The sequence below is a fragment of the Variovorax sp. GW821-FHT09B01 genome (assembly GCF_059418345.1).
On sequence record NZ_JBWKPQ010000014.1, the window covers coordinates 148,913 to 164,462 of the forward strand.

Genomic DNA, 15,550 nt, shown 5'->3' on the forward strand with positions numbered 1-15,550 from the left:
TCATGGCAAGCACCCGCTCCTCTCCCAAGGTCGATGTCGGCGCCGCGATGCGCCGCTTCGGCGACCAGTTCCGTGGCCTGAACACCAACGACCCCGCGAGCTGGCCTTCCGTGCCGCGCTATGCGCTGTGCCTGGGGCTGACCGTCGTCGTGGTGGTGGCCCTGTGGTTCGTCTGGCTCACGAATTCGAACGACGAGCTCGAATCGGAGCGCGGCAAGGAAGTCGCGCTCAAGGCCGACTACCAGAAGAAGGTGGCCCAGGCGGCCAACCTCGACCTGCTGAAGAAGCAGCGCGAGCAGGTGCAGCAGTACGTCACGCTGCTCGAGAAGCAGTTGCCGAGCAAGGCCGAGATGGATGCGCTGCTGTCGGACATCAACCAGGCCGGGCTCGGTCGCAGCCTGCAGTTCGAGCTGTTCCGTCCGGGCCAGGTCGTGGTGAAGGACTACTACGCCGAATTGCCGATCGCTGTGCGCGTCACCGGCCGCTATCACGACATGGGTGCGTTCGCCGCCGATATCGCGAGCCTCTCGCGCATCGTCACGCTCAACAACCTGAGCGTGACGCCGCAGAAGGACAAGGACGTGCTGACGATGGATGCGACCGCGCGCACCTATCGCTATCTTGATGAAGAAGAGCGCCTGGCCCAGAAGCGTGCCGCGGCGCCGAAGGGCAAGAAGAAATGAAGACGGCCACCCATCTGCTGTGGCTCTTGCCCGCCGTGATCGGCCTGAGTGGCTGCGGCGACTCCGAACAGGAAGATCTCCAGCGCTGGATGGTGGAGCAGCGTGCCCAGGTCAAGCCCAGCATCGCCCCGATCGCGGAGCCGAAGCGGTTCACGCCGCAGGCCTACACGGAAGCCTCGTCGTTCGAGCCCTTCAACAAGCTCAAGCTCACGCAGGCGCTGCGTCGAGAGTCGAACCAGCAAGGCAGTTCCGACCTGATCGCTCCCGAGCTGGCGCGCCGCAAGGAGGCCCTCGAGGCCTTCCCGCTCGATTCGATGGCGATGGTCGGCACCATGAACCGCAACGGGCAGCCCGTGGCCCTGCTGAAGGTCGACAAGCTGCTCTACAAGGTGCGCGTCGGCGAGTACCTCGGCCTCAATTACGGTCGCATCACCCGAATCAACGAAAGCGAAGTCGCCCTGCGTGAGATCGTGCAGGACGCGGCTGGCGAATGGATCGAACGCGCAGCATCGCTGCAGTTGCAAGAGAGTGCGAAATGAACCTAGAAAAATCGAAGATGGCGCGGCGGCTGCGAAGCGTCGCCCTGGGACTGTTGGCATGTGGCGCGTTCGCCGTGGCCCAGGCGCAGAACGCCATCGAGGCGGTGACCAGTTCGACGCAGTCGGGTGCGGAGGTGGTCCGCATCGATCTGGCGCAACCGCTCACCGCGGTGCCCAATGGGTTCGCAGTCCAGACGCCCGCGCGCATCGCGCTCGATTTTCCCGGTGTCACGAATGCCATCGGGCGCTCCGCGATCGAGATGAATCAGGGCAACCTGCGTTCGGTCAACGTGGTGCAGGCCGGTGAGCGCAGCCGCGTGGTGCTCAACCTCAAGCAGGCCACCGCGTACAAGACCGAGATCCAGGGCAAGTCGCTGCTGGTGACGCTCGAGCCCGTGGCCGGCGTCGCGCTCGCGGCATCCGCCTCCGCGGCCTTCGCCGAGAACCGCAACCGCGACATGCTGCCGTTGCGCGACGTCGATTTCCGCCTGGGCCCCGACAACACGGGCCGCGTGATCATCGACCTGGCCAACAACCAGGTGGGCGTCGATCTGCGGCAGCAGGGCAAGACCCTGGTGGCGGAGTTCACCAAATCCACCTTGCCCGAGGGGCTGCGCCGTCGCCTCGACGTCGCCGACTTCAATACGCCGGTGCAATCGATCACGGCCCAGCAGGCCGGCGATCGCGTCCGCATGACGATCGAGGCCAAGGGCGACTGGGAGCACAGTGCCTACCAGAGCGACAACCAGTTCGTGGTGGAAGTCCGCGCACGCAAGGTGGACCCGACCAAGCTGACGCAGGGCGTGGGCTACACGGGCGAGAAACTGTCGCTGAATTTCCAGAACATCGAGATCCGCTCGCTGCTGCAGGTGATCGCCGACTTCACGAATTTCAATATCGTGACCTCCGACTCGGTGACCGGCGCGCTGACCCTGCGGCTCAAGGACGTGCCTTGGGACCAGGCGCTCGACATCATCATGCAGGCCAAGAACCTCGGCATGCGCAAGAACGGCAGCGTGCTGTGGATCGCGCCCAAGGACGAGATCAATGCCAAGGAAAAGCTCGAGTTCGAGGCCAAGGCCGCGATAGAGAACCTCGAGCCGCTGCGGACGCAGTCGTTCCAGTTGAACTACACCAAGGCCATCACGATCGCCCAGGGGTTGACGGGAACGGGAACCTCGGCCGGGGGCGGAGGCGGTTCCGGCTCGGCCACGCGCATCCTGAGCCCGCGCGGCAGCGTGATCGCGGAAGCGCGCACCAACCAGCTCTTCGTTTCGGACATTCCCTCCCGCCTTGCCCAGGTGTCGGAACTGATCCAGAAACTGGACGTGCCCGTGCGCCAGGTGCTGATCGAGGCCCGCATCGTCGAAGCGACCGATACCTTCGGCAAGTCGCTGGGCGCGCGCCTGGGGGGCGGTATTGCGGGCGAACGCGTGGCGTCGGCCAACGGCAATCGGGCATTCGGAAACATCGGCGTGATGCCGGTCGTGACCCAGGGCACCAACGGCAGCGGAAGCACGGCCACCACCACCTGGACCAACTCGAACTTCGTCAACATGCCGGCGTCGGACCCCACCGGCAACGGCGTCGCGGCGGGCACCTTCGCCATCTCGCTGTTCAACTCCAGCTTCTCCCGCATGCTGAACCTCGAGATCTCGGCGCTCGAAGCCGACGGCAAGGGCAAGCTGGTCTCCAGCCCCCGCGTCATCACGGCCGACCAGACGAAGGCCCTGATCGAGCAGGGCGAGGAAATCCCCTACCAGCAGGCGACCTCGAGCGGCGCCACCTCGATCTCGTTCCGCAAGGCCGTGCTCAAGCTCGAAGTCACGCCCCAGATCACACCCGAGGGCAACATCATTCTGACGCTCGACGTGAGCAAGGATGCCCGGGGTATCAACACCACGGCCGGTCCGGCCATCAACACCAAGCACGTCCAGACCGAGGTGCTGGTCGAAAACGGCGGCACGGTCGTCATCGGTGGTATCTTCGAGCTCAACGAATCCAATGACGAGTCGCGCGTGCCGGTGCTGGGTGAAGTGCCCTATCTGGGGGCGCTGTTCCGCACACGCACTCGCATTGCGAACAAGACCGAAATGCTCGTCTTTATCACCCCGAAGATGATTACCGACCGCAACGCCGCGCGCTGACGCGCGGGCGTAGCAGCCACGGCGTGGCCGTCGCACTCGTCGGATTGCCCGGCGCCGGAAAGTCCGCGGTGGGCCGGCGGCTGGGGCAGCGTCTCGACCTTCCCTTCGTCGACACCGACCACGAGATCGAGCAGCGCATCGGCTGCTCGATCCGCGACTACTTCGAGCGCGAAGGCGAAGCCGCCTTCCGTGACCTCGAGCAGCAGGTGATCGCCGAGCTGGCTGCTGGCGCGCACGGCGTGCTGGCCACCGGAGGAGGCGCGGTGCTGCGCGAGGCCAACCGCCGGCAACTGCGCGGCCATTTCCACGTGATCTACCTGCGGTCCTCGCCCGAGGACCTGTTCCGGCGGCTGCGCCACGACGTCAAGCGCCCGCTGTTGCAGGTGGCCGATCCGCTGGGCCGGCTGCGCGAGCTGCACGACGCGCGCGATCCCTTCTACCGCGAGACGGCCCACGACGTGGTCGACACCGGTCGTCCCACGGTCGCGACGCTCGTGAACATCATCGTGATGCAGCTCGAGCTGGCGGGCATCGTGTCGCCCGGCGCGCATCCCGAGGGGCCCGAGCCGACCGTGTCTTCGGACTGAGCCCGCGCGACCCGAGGCGCATCGACCCTCGCGCGCCCAGGCGCTTGGCGCCGGCGTTCCGGCCCGTCGGCGCCGCACCGCCTAAACTCCCGCCATGCCATCGCCCGCCGCCTCCGTTTCCCCGCCCCCCCTCGAACGCGTCGACATCCCGCTCGGCGACCGCCGCTATCCCATCCTCATCGGCGCCGGCCTGTTCGACGATCCCCGGACCTACGGCGTCGTGCCGCAGGCGGCCAGCGCGCTGATCGTCAGCAACACCACGGTCGCGCCGCTCTACGCCCAGGCGCTTCGCGAGGCGCTGGCCGGCCGGTTCCGGCAGGTGCATCTGCTCGAGCTGCCCGATGGCGAGGCCTACAAGAACCTCGAGACCCTGAACCTGATCTTCGATGCGCTGTTGGGCCACGGCAGCGACCGCAAGACCGTACTGTTCGCGCTCGGCGGCGGCGTGGTGGGCGACATGACCGGCTTCGCGGCCGCCAGCTACATGCGCGGCGTGCCCTTCGTCCAGGTGCCGACCACGCTGCTGGCGCAGGTCGACTCCTCGGTCGGCGGCAAGACGGCCATCAACCATCCGCTGGGCAAGAACATGATCGGCGCGTTCTACCAGCCGCAGCTGGTGGTCTGCGACCTCGGTACCCTGCAGACCCTGCCGCCACGCGAACTCAGCGCCGGCCTGGCCGAGGTCATCAAGTACGGGCCGATCCATGACATGGCTTTCCTCGACTGGATCGAAGCCAACATCGAGGCCCTGGTGGCGCGCGATCCCGCCGCGCTCGCGCATGCGGTCAAGCGCAGCTGCGAGATCAAGGCGCTGGTGGTCGGCCAGGACGAGCGCGAAACCGGCCTGCGCGCCATCCTCAATTTCGGCCACACCTTCGGCCATGCGATCGAATCGGGCCTGGGCTATGGCGAATGGCTGCACGGCGAGGCCGTGGGCTGCGGCATGGTGATGGCGGCGCGGCTGTCGCAGCGCCTCGGCGGCGTGGATGCGGCCTTCGTCGAGCGCCTGACCCGCCTGATCCAGCGCGCCGGCCTGCCCACGGTCGGTCCCGACCTCGGCGCCGACCGCTACCTGGAACTGATGCGCGTCGACAAGAAATCCGAGGGCGGCGAGATCCGCTTCGTCGTGATCGACAAGCCGGGTTCCGCGATCATGCGCGGCGCGCCCGACGCGCTGGTGCGCGAGGTGCTCGCGCAATCCTGCGCGGCGGCCTGAACCCCCTTCCGATGGCCGGCATCGCCCCCGCGGATCCATGAGCCTCGCGCCCTACGCCTCGCATCCCGCGCGTTCGCGCGGCCGACGCCATCCCGAGCCGCCCGCGCCCACGCGCGATGCCTTCCAGCGCGACCGCGACCGCATCGTGCATTCGACGGCGTTCCGGCGGCTGGTCTACAAGACCCAGGTGTTCCTCAATCACGAGGGCGACCTGTTCCGCACGCGGCTCACGCATTCGCTCGAGGTGGCGCAGCTCGGCCGTTCCATCGCGCGCGCGCTGCGGCTCAACGAGGACCTGGTAGAAGCCATCGCGCTGGCCCATGACCTGGGCCACACGCCCTTCGGCCATGCGGGGCAGGACGCGCTCAATGCCTGCATGGCCGAGCACGGCGGCTTCGAGCACAACCTGCAGAGCCTGCGCGTGGTCGATGCGCTCGAGCATCGCTATCCGCAGTACGACGGCCTCAACCTCGGCTTCGAGACGCGCGAGGGCATCCTCAAGCACTGCTCGCGCGCCAATGCCGAGAAGCTCGAGGCGGCCGAGCCCGGCGGCGTGGCGCGCCGCTTCATCGACCGGACCCAGCCCGGCCTCGAGGCGCAGCTGTGCAACCTGGCCGATGCGATCGCCTACAACGCCCACGACATCGACGACGGCGTGCGCTCCGGCCTGATCGCGGTCGAGCAACTGGCCGAGGTCGAGCTGTTCGAGCGCTACCGGCGCGAGGCGCTGGCCGAGTACCCGGCGCTCAGCGGCCGCCGCGTGCTCTACGAGACCATCCGCCGCATGCTCAGCGCCCAGGTCTACGACGTGATCGACGCCACCCGCGCCACGCTCGAGGCGCTCGCACCCGGCGACGCCGATGCGGTGCGCCGCGCGCCGCCGGTGGTCGCGTTCAGCGAGGGCATGCGCGCGCAGTCGGAGACGCTGCAGCGCTTCCTGTTCCGCAATCTCTACCGCCACCCGCAGGTGGTGCAGACCACCGACCAGGCGCGCGAGGTGGTGCGCGAACTGTTCGATGCCTACCTCGAGCGCGGCGCCGAGATGCCCGAGTCCTTCGCCGAGCGCGCCGACCGCCCGCGTGCCGTGGCCGACTACATCGCGGGCATGACCGACCGCTTCGCGATGCGCGAGCACGAACGGCTGACCGGCCGGCGCGGCATTGCGCGCGCCGACGGGCCGACGGCATGACATCGCCCGGCGCGCGCCCGCGCATCCCCGCGGCCGCCTTCGCGGTCGTGGTCGCGGGCGTCAGCGCCGCGCTGCACCTGGGCAAGCTGCCGCCCGCGGTGCCGGCGCTGCAGGCTTCGCTGGGCATCGGCCTGGTCGAGGCCGGCTTCCTGCTCTCGCTGGTCCAGGTCGCGAGCATGACGCTGGGCCTGCTCGCGGGCCTGGCGGCCGACACCATCGGCCTGCGCCGCAGCATGCTGGGCGGACTGGCGGTGCTGACCCTGGCCAGCCTCGCGGGCGGCGCGGTCGGCAGCCATCTGCCGGCCGAGCAGGCCGTGCCCTGGCTGCTGGTGCTGCGCGCCGTCGAGGGCGTCGGCTTCCTGCTGGCGGTGATGCCAGGCCCGGGCCTGATCCGCGCCCTCACGCCCGCGGGCGCCGACAAGGCCGCACTGGGGCTCTGGGGCGCCTACATGCCCCTCGGCGTGGCGCTGGCCCTGTTGCTCGGCCCGGTATTGATCGGCTGGAACGGCTGGCCCGGCTGGTGGTGGGCGCTGTCGCTGGTGTCGGCGCTGGCGGCGGCCTGGCTGTTCGTCGCGGTGCCGGCCGACCGGCAACGCGCGCCGATCGCCGCCGCCGTGCCCGAGAGCGGCTGGTCGCGCCTGCGCACCACGGTCGGCGCGCGCGGCCCCTGGCTTACGGCGCTGAGCTTCGCCGTCTACTCGGCGCAGTGGATGGCAGTGATCGGCTTCCTGCCCGCGATCTATGCCGGCGCGGGCGTGCCGGCCGGCTGGAACGCGGTGCTCACGGCGCTGGCGGCCGCGATGAACATCGTCGGCAACATCATGGGCGGGCGCTGGCTGCAGCGCGGCATCGCGCCCGAGCGGCTGCTGCAGTGGGGCTTCCTGATCATGGCGCTGGGCGGCATCGCGGCCTTCGCGGAACTGCGCGGGCCGGGCGCCGATGCCATCGGGCTGCCCGCCTCGCTGCGCTTCGTGGCCGTCTGCGCCTTCTCGCTCGCGGGCGGCATGGTGCCGGCCACGCTGTTCCTGCTCGGCGTGCGCTTCGCGCCCGGGCCGGCCACCGTCTCGACCACCGTCGGACTGATGCAGCAGGCCTCGTCGCTGGGCCAGTTCCTGGCGCCGCCGACTGTTGCCTGGGTGGCGCACCGCGTTGGCGGATGGCACTGGACCTGGGTCGCGACGCTGGCCTGCTCGCTGACCGGCATCGCGATCGCACGCCGGCTCGGCCGTGCGCGGCTGGCGCTGGAGACGGCGACGCCATGAGCAGCGGTGCCTTCGTCACGGCCGAGCAGGCCGTCGCCGACACGCGCCGCTGGCTCGAGCGCGCGGTGATCGGCCTCAACCTGTGCCCGTTCGCGAAGGCCGTGCACGTCAAGGGCCGGATCCACTACGCCACCTACCTGCCCGCCGAGCATGACGACCTGCTCGACGCATTGCTCGCCGAGGCCCGGCAACTCGTCGCGCTCGATGCCACCGAGCGCGACACCACCTTGCTGATCGCGCCGAGCGCGCTTTCGGATTTCCTCGATTTCAACGACTTCACGGCACGCGCCGAGCGCAGGCTTGCCAAGGCCGGCTTCGACGGCGTGCTGCAGCTCGCGAGCTTCCATCCGCAATTCCAGTTCGGCGGCACCGAGCCCGACGACATCGGCAACGCCACCAACCGCGCGCCCTATCCCACGCTGCACCTGCTGCGCGAAGAGAGCGTGGACCGCGCGGTCGAGGCCTTTCCCGATGCCGAGGAGATCTTCGGCCGCAACATCGACACCCTCGAGACCCTCGGGCCCGAAGGCTGGGCCGCGCTCGATGTCGGCCCCGGGAGCACCCCCACATGAATGCCCACGCTTTGAAAAAGATCCGCGACGACCATTCCGCCAAGGGCGGCAAGACCGCCAAGATGGCGAAGGCCGATGCCGAGCTCGCCGAGGCCTTGCGCCCGGGCCAGTCGGTCGAGCTGCTCAAGGAGCTGCACATCCTCACGCGCGAGGGCCGGCTCAACCAGGACTCGCGCCGCAAGCTCAAGCAGGTCTACCACCTGTTCCAGTTCATCGAGCAGCTGCTGCGCGAGCTGCCCGAGGGCGGCGCCAACGCCACGCTGGCCGACCATGGCGCGGGCAAGTCGTACCTGGGCTTCATCGTCTACGACCTGTTCTTCCGCACGGGGCAGGGCGGTCATGTCTACGGCATCGAGACGCGCGCCGAGCTGGTCAAGAAGTCGCGCGAACTCGCGCAGCGGCTGGGCTTCGACCGCATGTCCTTCCTCAACCTCACGGTGGCCGAATCGGCCACCGCGGGCGAGCTGCCGCCGCGGATCGACGTGGTGACCGCGCTGCATGCCTGCGACACCGCCACCGACGACGCGATCGCCTTCGGCCTCGCGAAGAAGGCGCGCTGCATGGTGTTGGTGCCGTGCTGCCAGGCGGAGGTGGCGGCCTGCCTGCGCGAGACCAAGGCGCTCGCGCTCTCGCGCACGCCGCTGGCCGAGCTCTGGCGCCATCCGCTGCACACGCGCGAGATCGGCAGCCAGCTCACCAACGTGCTGCGCTGCCTGTACCTCGAGGCCAACGGCTACAGCGTCACCGTGACCGAGCTCGTGGGCTGGGAGCACAGCATGAAGAACGAACTGATCCTCGCGCGCCATACCGGCCAGCGCAAGGCGAGCGCGGCGGCGCGGCTGCGCGAACTGCTGGCGCAGTTCGGGCTCGATGCGTTGGGCGATACGCGCTTTAGTCTCGACTGAGCCTGACGCCGCACCGGCTCAGCGCGAGGCGAGCAGCGCAGGCAGCGCGTCGCGCGTGGGCCAGGCCAGCGTCTTCCACGGGCTGCGCTCGTCTTCCAGCAGCCGTTCGGTCACCGAAGCCAGCACCTTGCGGCCCATGAAGTTGCTGCCCGCGGCATCGCGCTCGCCCTCGAGGAAGCTGCGGCCGTAGCTCTCCCAGCCATCGAAGCGCTCGACCGCCAGCGCCACCGCCGGCTCGAGCGCGTCCAGCGCCTCGCGCGCTTCCAGGTAGCCGACCGCCGCCGAGCCGGTCGCGAGGTGCGCGAAGCGGGCGATCCACACGGCCAGTTCGCCATCCGTGCTCCGGGCCATCGCCTCGGCCGCGTCGTGGGTGTCGGCGATGGCTTCGCGTGCCTGCGCCTCGCCGTCCGCGTCGAAGTCGCGTGCCAGCAGCTTCTTCCACGGCCCGACTTCCTCGTCGGGGATCGGCACGCACAGCAGGTGCACCGCGCCGCGGTTCGCTTCCCTGGCGGCCTTGAGCTCGGGGGCGAAGGTCTCGCGGTAGATCGCGGCCAGCGCCACGGCCATGTTCTCGTAGCGCGACGAGGCAGCGAGCCGGGCCTCGAGCGCCGCGCCGTCCTGCTGCGCCTTGGCCTCGCGCTCGGCGGTTTCCTGCGCCAGCTCGGCGCGTCCCTCCGCCATGCCTTCCTTGACCGTATCGAGCATTTCCTTGAAGAACTTGAACATCGAATGGCTCCTCCCCCGCCAGGATGGGATGGTTCGGCGGGCGGCTTAGGATACAAGTCCCGCGCGTCAACCCCTTCCTGGCCCATGGCCCGCCTTCCCCGCCTCACCCTTGCCGGCCTGCCGCACCATGCGATCCAGCGCGGCAACAACCGCCAGCCGATCTTCGTGGACCGTGCCGACCACGAGAAGCTGCTCGCCCTGCTGGCCGACAGCGCCACGCGCTTCGGCGTCGCGGTGCACGCCTACGTGCTGATGGACAACCACTTCCACCTGCTGGCCACGCCCGACACCGCCACGGGGCTGCCGCAGCTCATGCAGTCGGTCGGGCGCAGCTACGTGCGCTACTTCAACGACCGCCATGGCCGCAGCGGCACCCTGTGGGAAGGGCGCTACAGGTCGACCCTGATCCAGACCGAGCGCTACCTGCTGACCTGCATGGCCTACATCGACCTCAACCCGGTGCGCGCGGGGCTGGTGATCGATCCGCGCGACTTCGCGTGGTCCAGTCATGCGCACTACGCGGGGTTGCGGCACGACCGGCTGCTCACGCCCCATCCGCTGTACTGGGAGCTCGGCAACACCCCGTTCGCGCGCGAGGCGGCGTATGTCGAACTGGTGCGCGCGGGGGTCCGGGCGGCCGACCAGTCGGCGCTGACCGAGGCCACGCTGCGTGGCTGGGCGGCCGGCGACGCCGATTTCCTGGAAGCGTTGCAGAAGAACACCGAGCGCCGAGTGCTGCCGGCCAAGGCCGGGCGGCCGCCTTCCGACATCAAGAGTTGAGCTAAAGAGGGCGGAAACCGCCGTCCAGTGGCTGTCTTTCGCTATCTAATTTGATGTGTCCCCAATTAAATTCTGACAAGAAAACTCAAGATTTAATCGGAATCTGACCCTTATTAAAGTGTTTGGCATTCTTTGTGCATCGCAATATGCTCCCAATCCCTGCGAAAACTGAAGGAGTGCGCCATGACGACGGCTGCCGAGATTCAACATCTCCAACAACACGGTCTGTATTCCGGTGCCGACGAGCACGATGCCTGCGGCGTCGGCTTCGTGGCCCACATCAAGGGCGAGAAGAGCCACGCCATCGTGCTGCAGGGCTTGAAGATCCTCGAGAACCTCGACCATCGCGGCGCGGTGGGCGCGGACAAGCTGATGGGCGACGGCGCCGGCATCCTGATCCAGCTGCCCGACCACCTGTACCGCGACGAGATGGCCAAGCAGGGCGTCACGCTGCCCCCACCGGGCGAGTACGGCGTCGGCATGATCTTCCTGCCGAAGGAACACGCCTCGCGCCAGGCCTGCGAGCAGGAAATGGAACGCGCGATCAAGGCCGAAGGCCAGGTGCTGCTGGGCTGGCGCGACGTGCCGGTCAACCGCGACATGCCGATGTCGCCCACCGTGCGCGAAAAGGAACCGCTGCTGCGCCAGGTCTTCATCGGCCGCGGCAACGACGTGATCGTGCAGGACGCGCTGGAACGCAAGCTCTACGTGATCCGCAAGACCGCGAGCGCCAACATCCAGCGCCTGAAGCTCAAGCACAGCAAGGAATACTACGTTCCGAGCATGTCGAGCCGCACCGTGGTCTACAAGGGCCTGCTGCTCGCCGACCAGGTCGGCACCTACTACCTCGACCTGCAGGACAAGCGCTGCGTCTCGGCCCTGGGCCTGGTGCACCAGCGCTTCTCGACCAACACCTTCCCCGAGTGGCCGCTGGCCCACCCGTACCGCTACGTCGCGCACAACGGCGAAATCAACACCGTCAAGGGCAACTACAACTGGATGAAGGCGCGCGAGGGCGTGATGTCCTCGCCCGTGCTGGGCCCCGACCTGCAGAAGCTCTACCCGATCAGCTTCGCCGGCCAGTCCGACACCGCCACCTTCGACAACTGCCTCGAGCTGCTGACGATGGCCGGCTACCCGATCAGCCAGGCCGTGATGATGATGATTCCCGAGCCCTGGGAACAGCACAGCACCATGGACCCGCGCCGCCGCGCGTTCTATGAGTACCACGCCGCCATGCTCGAGCCCTGGGACGGCCCGGCCTCGATCGTGTTCACCGACGGCCGCCAGATCGGCGCCACGCTCGACCGCAATGGCCTGCGTCCCTCGCGCTACTGCGTGACCGACGACGACCTGGTCATCATGGCCTCCGAGTCGGGCGTGCTGCCCGTGCCCGAGCAGAAGATCGTGCGCAAGTGGCGCCTGCAGCCCGGCAAGATGTTCCTGATCGACCTCGAGCAGGGCCGCATGATCGACGACGAGGAGGTCAAGGCCACCCTCGCCAACAGCAAGCCCTACAAGCAGTGGATCGAGAACCTGCGCATCAAGCTCGACAGCGTGCAGGCCGAGCCGGTGGCCGCGCCGATCTCGCAGGTCGCGCTGCTCGACCGCCAGCAGGCCTTCGGCTACACCCAGGAAGACATCAAGTTCCTAATGAGCCCGATGGCGCAGGCCGGCGAAGAGGGCATCGGCTCGATGGGCAACGACAGCCCGCTGGCCGTGCTCTCGAGCAAGAACAAGCCGCTGTACAACTACTTCAAGCAGCTGTTCGCCCAGGTCACGAACCCGCCGATCGACCCGATCCGCGAAGCCATCGTGATGTCGCTGGTGTCCTTCATCGGCCCGAAGCCCAACCTGCTCGACATCAACCAGGTCAACCCGCCGATGCGGCTCGAGGTGAGCCAGCCGATCCTCGACTTCGCCGACATGGCGAAGCTGCGCGACATCGGCAAGTACACGCAGGGCAAGTTCAAGAGCTACGTGCTCGACATCACCTACCCGCTCGCCTGGGGCGACGAAGGCGTCGAAGCCAAGCTGGCCTCGCTGTGCGCCGAAGCCGTCGATGCCATCAAGGGCGGCCACAACATCCTGATCGTGAGCGACCGCGGCGTCGGCCCGACGCAGGTCGCGATCCCCGCCGTGCTGGCGCTGTCGGCCGTGCACCAGTACCTGGTGCGCGAGGGCCTGCGCACCACGGCCGGCCTGGTGGTGGAGACCGGCTCGGCGCGCGAGGTGCACCACTTCGCCGTGCTCGCGGGCTACGGCGCCGAGGCGGTTCATCCCTACCTCGCGATGGACACCCTGGCCGGCATGCATGCCGACCTGCCGGGCGCGCTGAGCGCCGAGAAGGCGATCTACAACTACGTGAAGGCGATCGGCAAGGGTCTGTCGAAGATCATGTCGAAGATGGGCGTCAGCACCTACATGAGCTACTGCGGCGCCCAGCTGTTCGAGGCCATCGGCCTGAACAGCGAGACCGTCAGCAAGTACTTCACCGGCACGGCCAGCCGCGTGGAAGGCATCGGCGTGTTCGAGATCGCCGAGGAAGCCATCCGCATGCACAAGGCCGCCTTCGGCGACGACCCGGTGCTCTCGAACATGCTCGACGCCGGCGGCGAATACGCCTGGCGCACGCGCGGCGAGGAGCACATGTGGACGCCCGACGCGATCGCCAAGCTGCAGCACAGCACGCGCGCCAACAACTGGAACACGTACAAGGAATACGCCCAACTCATCAACGACCAGAACCGCCGCCACCTCACGCTGCGCGGCCTGTTCGAGTTCAGGATCGATCCGGCGAAGGCGATTCCGGTCGACGAGGTCGAGTCGGCTGCCGAGATCGTCAAGCGCTTCGCCACCGGCGCGATGTCGCTGGGCTCGATCAGCACCGAGGCGCACTCGGTGCTGGCCGTGGCCATGAACCGCATCGGCGGCAAGAGCAACACCGGCGAAGGCGGCGAGGACCCCGCGCGCTACCGCAACGAACTCAAGGGCATCCCGATCAAGCAGGGCGACACGCTGCGCAGCGTGATCGGTGCCGAGAACGTCGAGGTCGACCTGCCGTTGAAGGACGGCGACTCGCTGCGCTCGCGCATCAAGCAGGTGGCCTCGGGCCGCTTCGGCGTCACGGCCGAGTACCTGCATTCGGCCGACCAGATCCAGATCAAGATGGCCCAGGGCGCGAAGCCGGGCGAGGGCGGCCAGCTGCCGGGCGGCAAGGTCACCGAGTACATCGGCAAGCAGCGCTACGCGGTGCCGGGCGTGGGCCTGATCTCGCCACCGCCGCACCACGACATCTATTCGATCGAGGACCTGGCCCAGCTGATCCACGACCTGAAGAACACCGCGCCGCACGCCAGCATCAGCGTGAAGCTGGTCAGCGAGATCGGCGTCGGCACCATCGCCGCGGGCGTGGCCAAGTGCAAGAGCGACCACGTCGTGATCGCCGGCCATGACGGCGGCACGGGCGCCTCGCCCTGGTCGTCGATCAAGCATGCGGGCAGCCCGTGGGAAATCGGCCTGGCCGAGACCCAGCAGACGCTGGTGCTCAACCGCCTGCGCAGCCGCATCCGCGTGCAGGCCGACGGCCAGATGAAGACCGGCCGCGACGTCGCCATCGGCGCGCTGCTGGGCGCCGACGAGTTCGGCTTCGCCACCGCGCCGCTGGTGGTCGAGGGCTGCATCATGATGCGCAAGTGCCACCTCAACACCTGCCCGGTGGGCGTGGCCACGCAGGACCCGGTGCTGCGCAAGAAGTTCTCGGGCAAGCCCGAGCACGTCGTCAACTACTTCTTCTTCGTCGCGGAGGAAGTGCGCCAGATCATGGCCCAGCTCGGCATCCGCAAGTTCGACGACATGATCGGCCGCGCCGACCTGCTCGACATGCGCAAGGGCATCGAGCACTGGAAGGCCTCGGGCCTCGACTTCAGCCGCCTGTTCGCGCTGCCGAACGTGCCGGCCGACGTCTCGCGCTTCCATGTCGAGAACCAGGACCACGGCCTCGACAAGGCGCTCGACGTCCGGCTGATCGAGAAGTCGCGTCCCGCGATCGACAAGGGCGAGAAGGTGCAGTTCATCGAGGTGGCGCGCAACGTCAACCGCTCGGTGGGCGCGATGCTCTCGGGCGCGCTGACCAAGGTGCATCCGCAGGGCCTGCCCGACGACTCGATCCGCATCCAGCTCGAGGGCACGGGCGGCCAGTCGTTCGGTGCCTTCCTGGCGCGCGGCATCACGCTGTACCTGATCGGCGACGCCAACGACTACACCGGCAAGGGCCTGTCGGGCGGCCGCGTGGTGGTGCGCCCCAGCCTCGACTTCCGCGGCGAGGCCGCGCGCAACACCATCGTCGGCAACACCGCGCTGTACGGCGCGACCACCGGCGAGGCCTACCTGTGCGGCGTGGCCGGCGAGCGCTTCGCGGTGCGCCTGTCGGGCGCCACGGCGGTCATCGAAGGCACGGGCGACCATGGCTGCGAGTACATGACCGGCGGCACGGTGGCCGTGCTCGGCAAGACCGGGCGCAACTTCGCGGCCGGCATGAGCGGCGGCGTGGCCTTCGTCTACGACGAGGATGGCCAGTTCGCCTCGCGCTGCAACATGGCGATGGTCTCGCTCGACAAGGTGCTGACCTCGGCCGAGCAGACCGCCAGCGTGCACCGCAAGATCTGGCACGGCGGCGAGACCGACGAGGCCCAGCTGAAGAAGCTGCTCGAGGACCACCACCGCTGGACCGGCAGCAAGCGCGCGCGCGAGCTGCTCGACACCTGGGCCGTGTCGCGCACCAAGTTCGTCAAGGTCTTCCCCAACGAGTACAAGCGCGCCCTGGCCGAGCTGCACGACCGCAAGGTCGAGCTCACCAGCACCGGCAACAACGCGCATGTCGGGCTCGAGCCGCATGCGATCGCCGCCGCGTCCAAGACGGTGCCGGCCGCCGCCTGAAGGCGC

The 15,550-nt window shown here is 68.5% G+C and carries 12 protein-coding genes; 11 read left to right on the forward strand and 1 reads right to left on the reverse strand.

Going from position 1 to position 15,550, the window contains the following annotated elements:
* Window positions 1-2: 2 nt before the first annotated feature.
* The 9 genes from AC07RV_RS30375 (at window position 3) to AC07RV_RS30415 (ending at window position 9,100) form a co-directional block, all read left to right on the forward strand.
* Complete coding sequence (locus tag AC07RV_RS30375) at window positions 3-683, forward strand: type IV pilus inner membrane component PilO (RefSeq protein ID WP_296783074.1); 681 nt, start codon at window positions 3-5, stop codon at window positions 681-683.
* Window positions 680-1,222: a pilus assembly protein PilP gene (locus tag AC07RV_RS30380; RefSeq protein ID WP_296783071.1), complete on the forward strand. Its 543-nt coding sequence runs from the start codon at window positions 680-682 to the stop codon at window positions 1,220-1,222. The genes AC07RV_RS30375 and AC07RV_RS30380 overlap by 4 nt, the downstream gene beginning before the upstream one ends.
* A complete protein-coding gene (locus tag AC07RV_RS30385; protein ID WP_296783231.1) occupies window positions 1,219-3,369 on the forward strand; it encodes a type IV pilus secretin PilQ in 2,151 nt (716 codons plus the stop codon). Before AC07RV_RS30380 ends, AC07RV_RS30385 begins: the two co-directional genes overlap by 4 nt.
* 23 nt (window positions 3,370-3,392) lie before the next feature.
* Window positions 3,393-3,956 (forward strand): shikimate kinase, encoded by a 564-nt coding sequence (locus AC07RV_RS30390; RefSeq protein ID WP_261209802.1) that lies wholly within the window; start codon window positions 3,393-3,395, stop codon window positions 3,954-3,956.
* Between the two features lie 94 nt (window positions 3,957-4,050).
* Window positions 4,051-5,172: a 3-dehydroquinate synthase gene (gene aroB, locus AC07RV_RS30395; RefSeq protein ID WP_296783065.1), complete on the forward strand. Its 1,122-nt coding sequence runs from the start codon at window positions 4,051-4,053 to the stop codon at window positions 5,170-5,172.
* A 37-nt stretch (window positions 5,173-5,209) separates the two neighbouring features.
* Complete coding sequence (locus AC07RV_RS30400) at window positions 5,210-6,361, forward strand: deoxyguanosinetriphosphate triphosphohydrolase (RefSeq protein ID WP_296783063.1); 1,152 nt, start codon at window positions 5,210-5,212, stop codon at window positions 6,359-6,361.
* Window positions 6,358-7,623, forward strand: coding sequence for an MFS transporter (locus AC07RV_RS30405; protein ID WP_296783060.1), 1,266 nt, complete (start codon window positions 6,358-6,360; stop codon window positions 7,621-7,623). Before AC07RV_RS30400 ends, AC07RV_RS30405 begins: the two co-directional genes overlap by 4 nt.
* On the forward strand, window positions 7,620-8,195 hold the full coding sequence (locus tag AC07RV_RS30410; RefSeq protein WP_296783056.1) for a DUF1415 domain-containing protein: 576 nt from the start codon (window positions 7,620-7,622) through the stop codon (window positions 8,193-8,195). The genes AC07RV_RS30405 and AC07RV_RS30410 overlap by 4 nt, the downstream gene beginning before the upstream one ends.
* Before the next feature lie 62 nt (window positions 8,196-8,257).
* On the forward strand, window positions 8,258-9,100 hold the full coding sequence (locus AC07RV_RS30415) for a class I SAM-dependent methyltransferase (RefSeq protein WP_296783229.1): 843 nt from the start codon (window positions 8,258-8,260) through the stop codon (window positions 9,098-9,100).
* A gap of 18 nt (window positions 9,101-9,118) precedes the next feature.
* On the opposite strand, the gene AC07RV_RS30420 is transcribed toward AC07RV_RS30415, so the two are convergent.
* On the reverse strand, window positions 9,119-9,826 hold the full coding sequence (locus tag AC07RV_RS30420; protein ID WP_296783053.1) for a DUF1266 domain-containing protein: 708 nt from the start codon (window positions 9,824-9,826) through the stop codon (window positions 9,119-9,121).
* Between the two features lie 84 nt (window positions 9,827-9,910).
* Here AC07RV_RS30420 and AC07RV_RS30425 point away from each other — a divergent pair, with 84 nt between their 5' ends.
* On the forward strand, window positions 9,911-10,606 hold the full coding sequence (locus AC07RV_RS30425) for a transposase (protein ID WP_261209812.1): 696 nt from the start codon (window positions 9,911-9,913) through the stop codon (window positions 10,604-10,606).
* A gap of 183 nt (window positions 10,607-10,789) precedes the next feature.
* Entirely contained in the window at window positions 10,790-15,544 is a 4,755-nt protein-coding gene (locus tag AC07RV_RS30430) for a glutamate synthase-related protein (RefSeq protein ID WP_296783047.1), read from the forward strand.
* The last annotated feature ends 6 nt before the right edge of the window (window positions 15,545-15,550 follow it).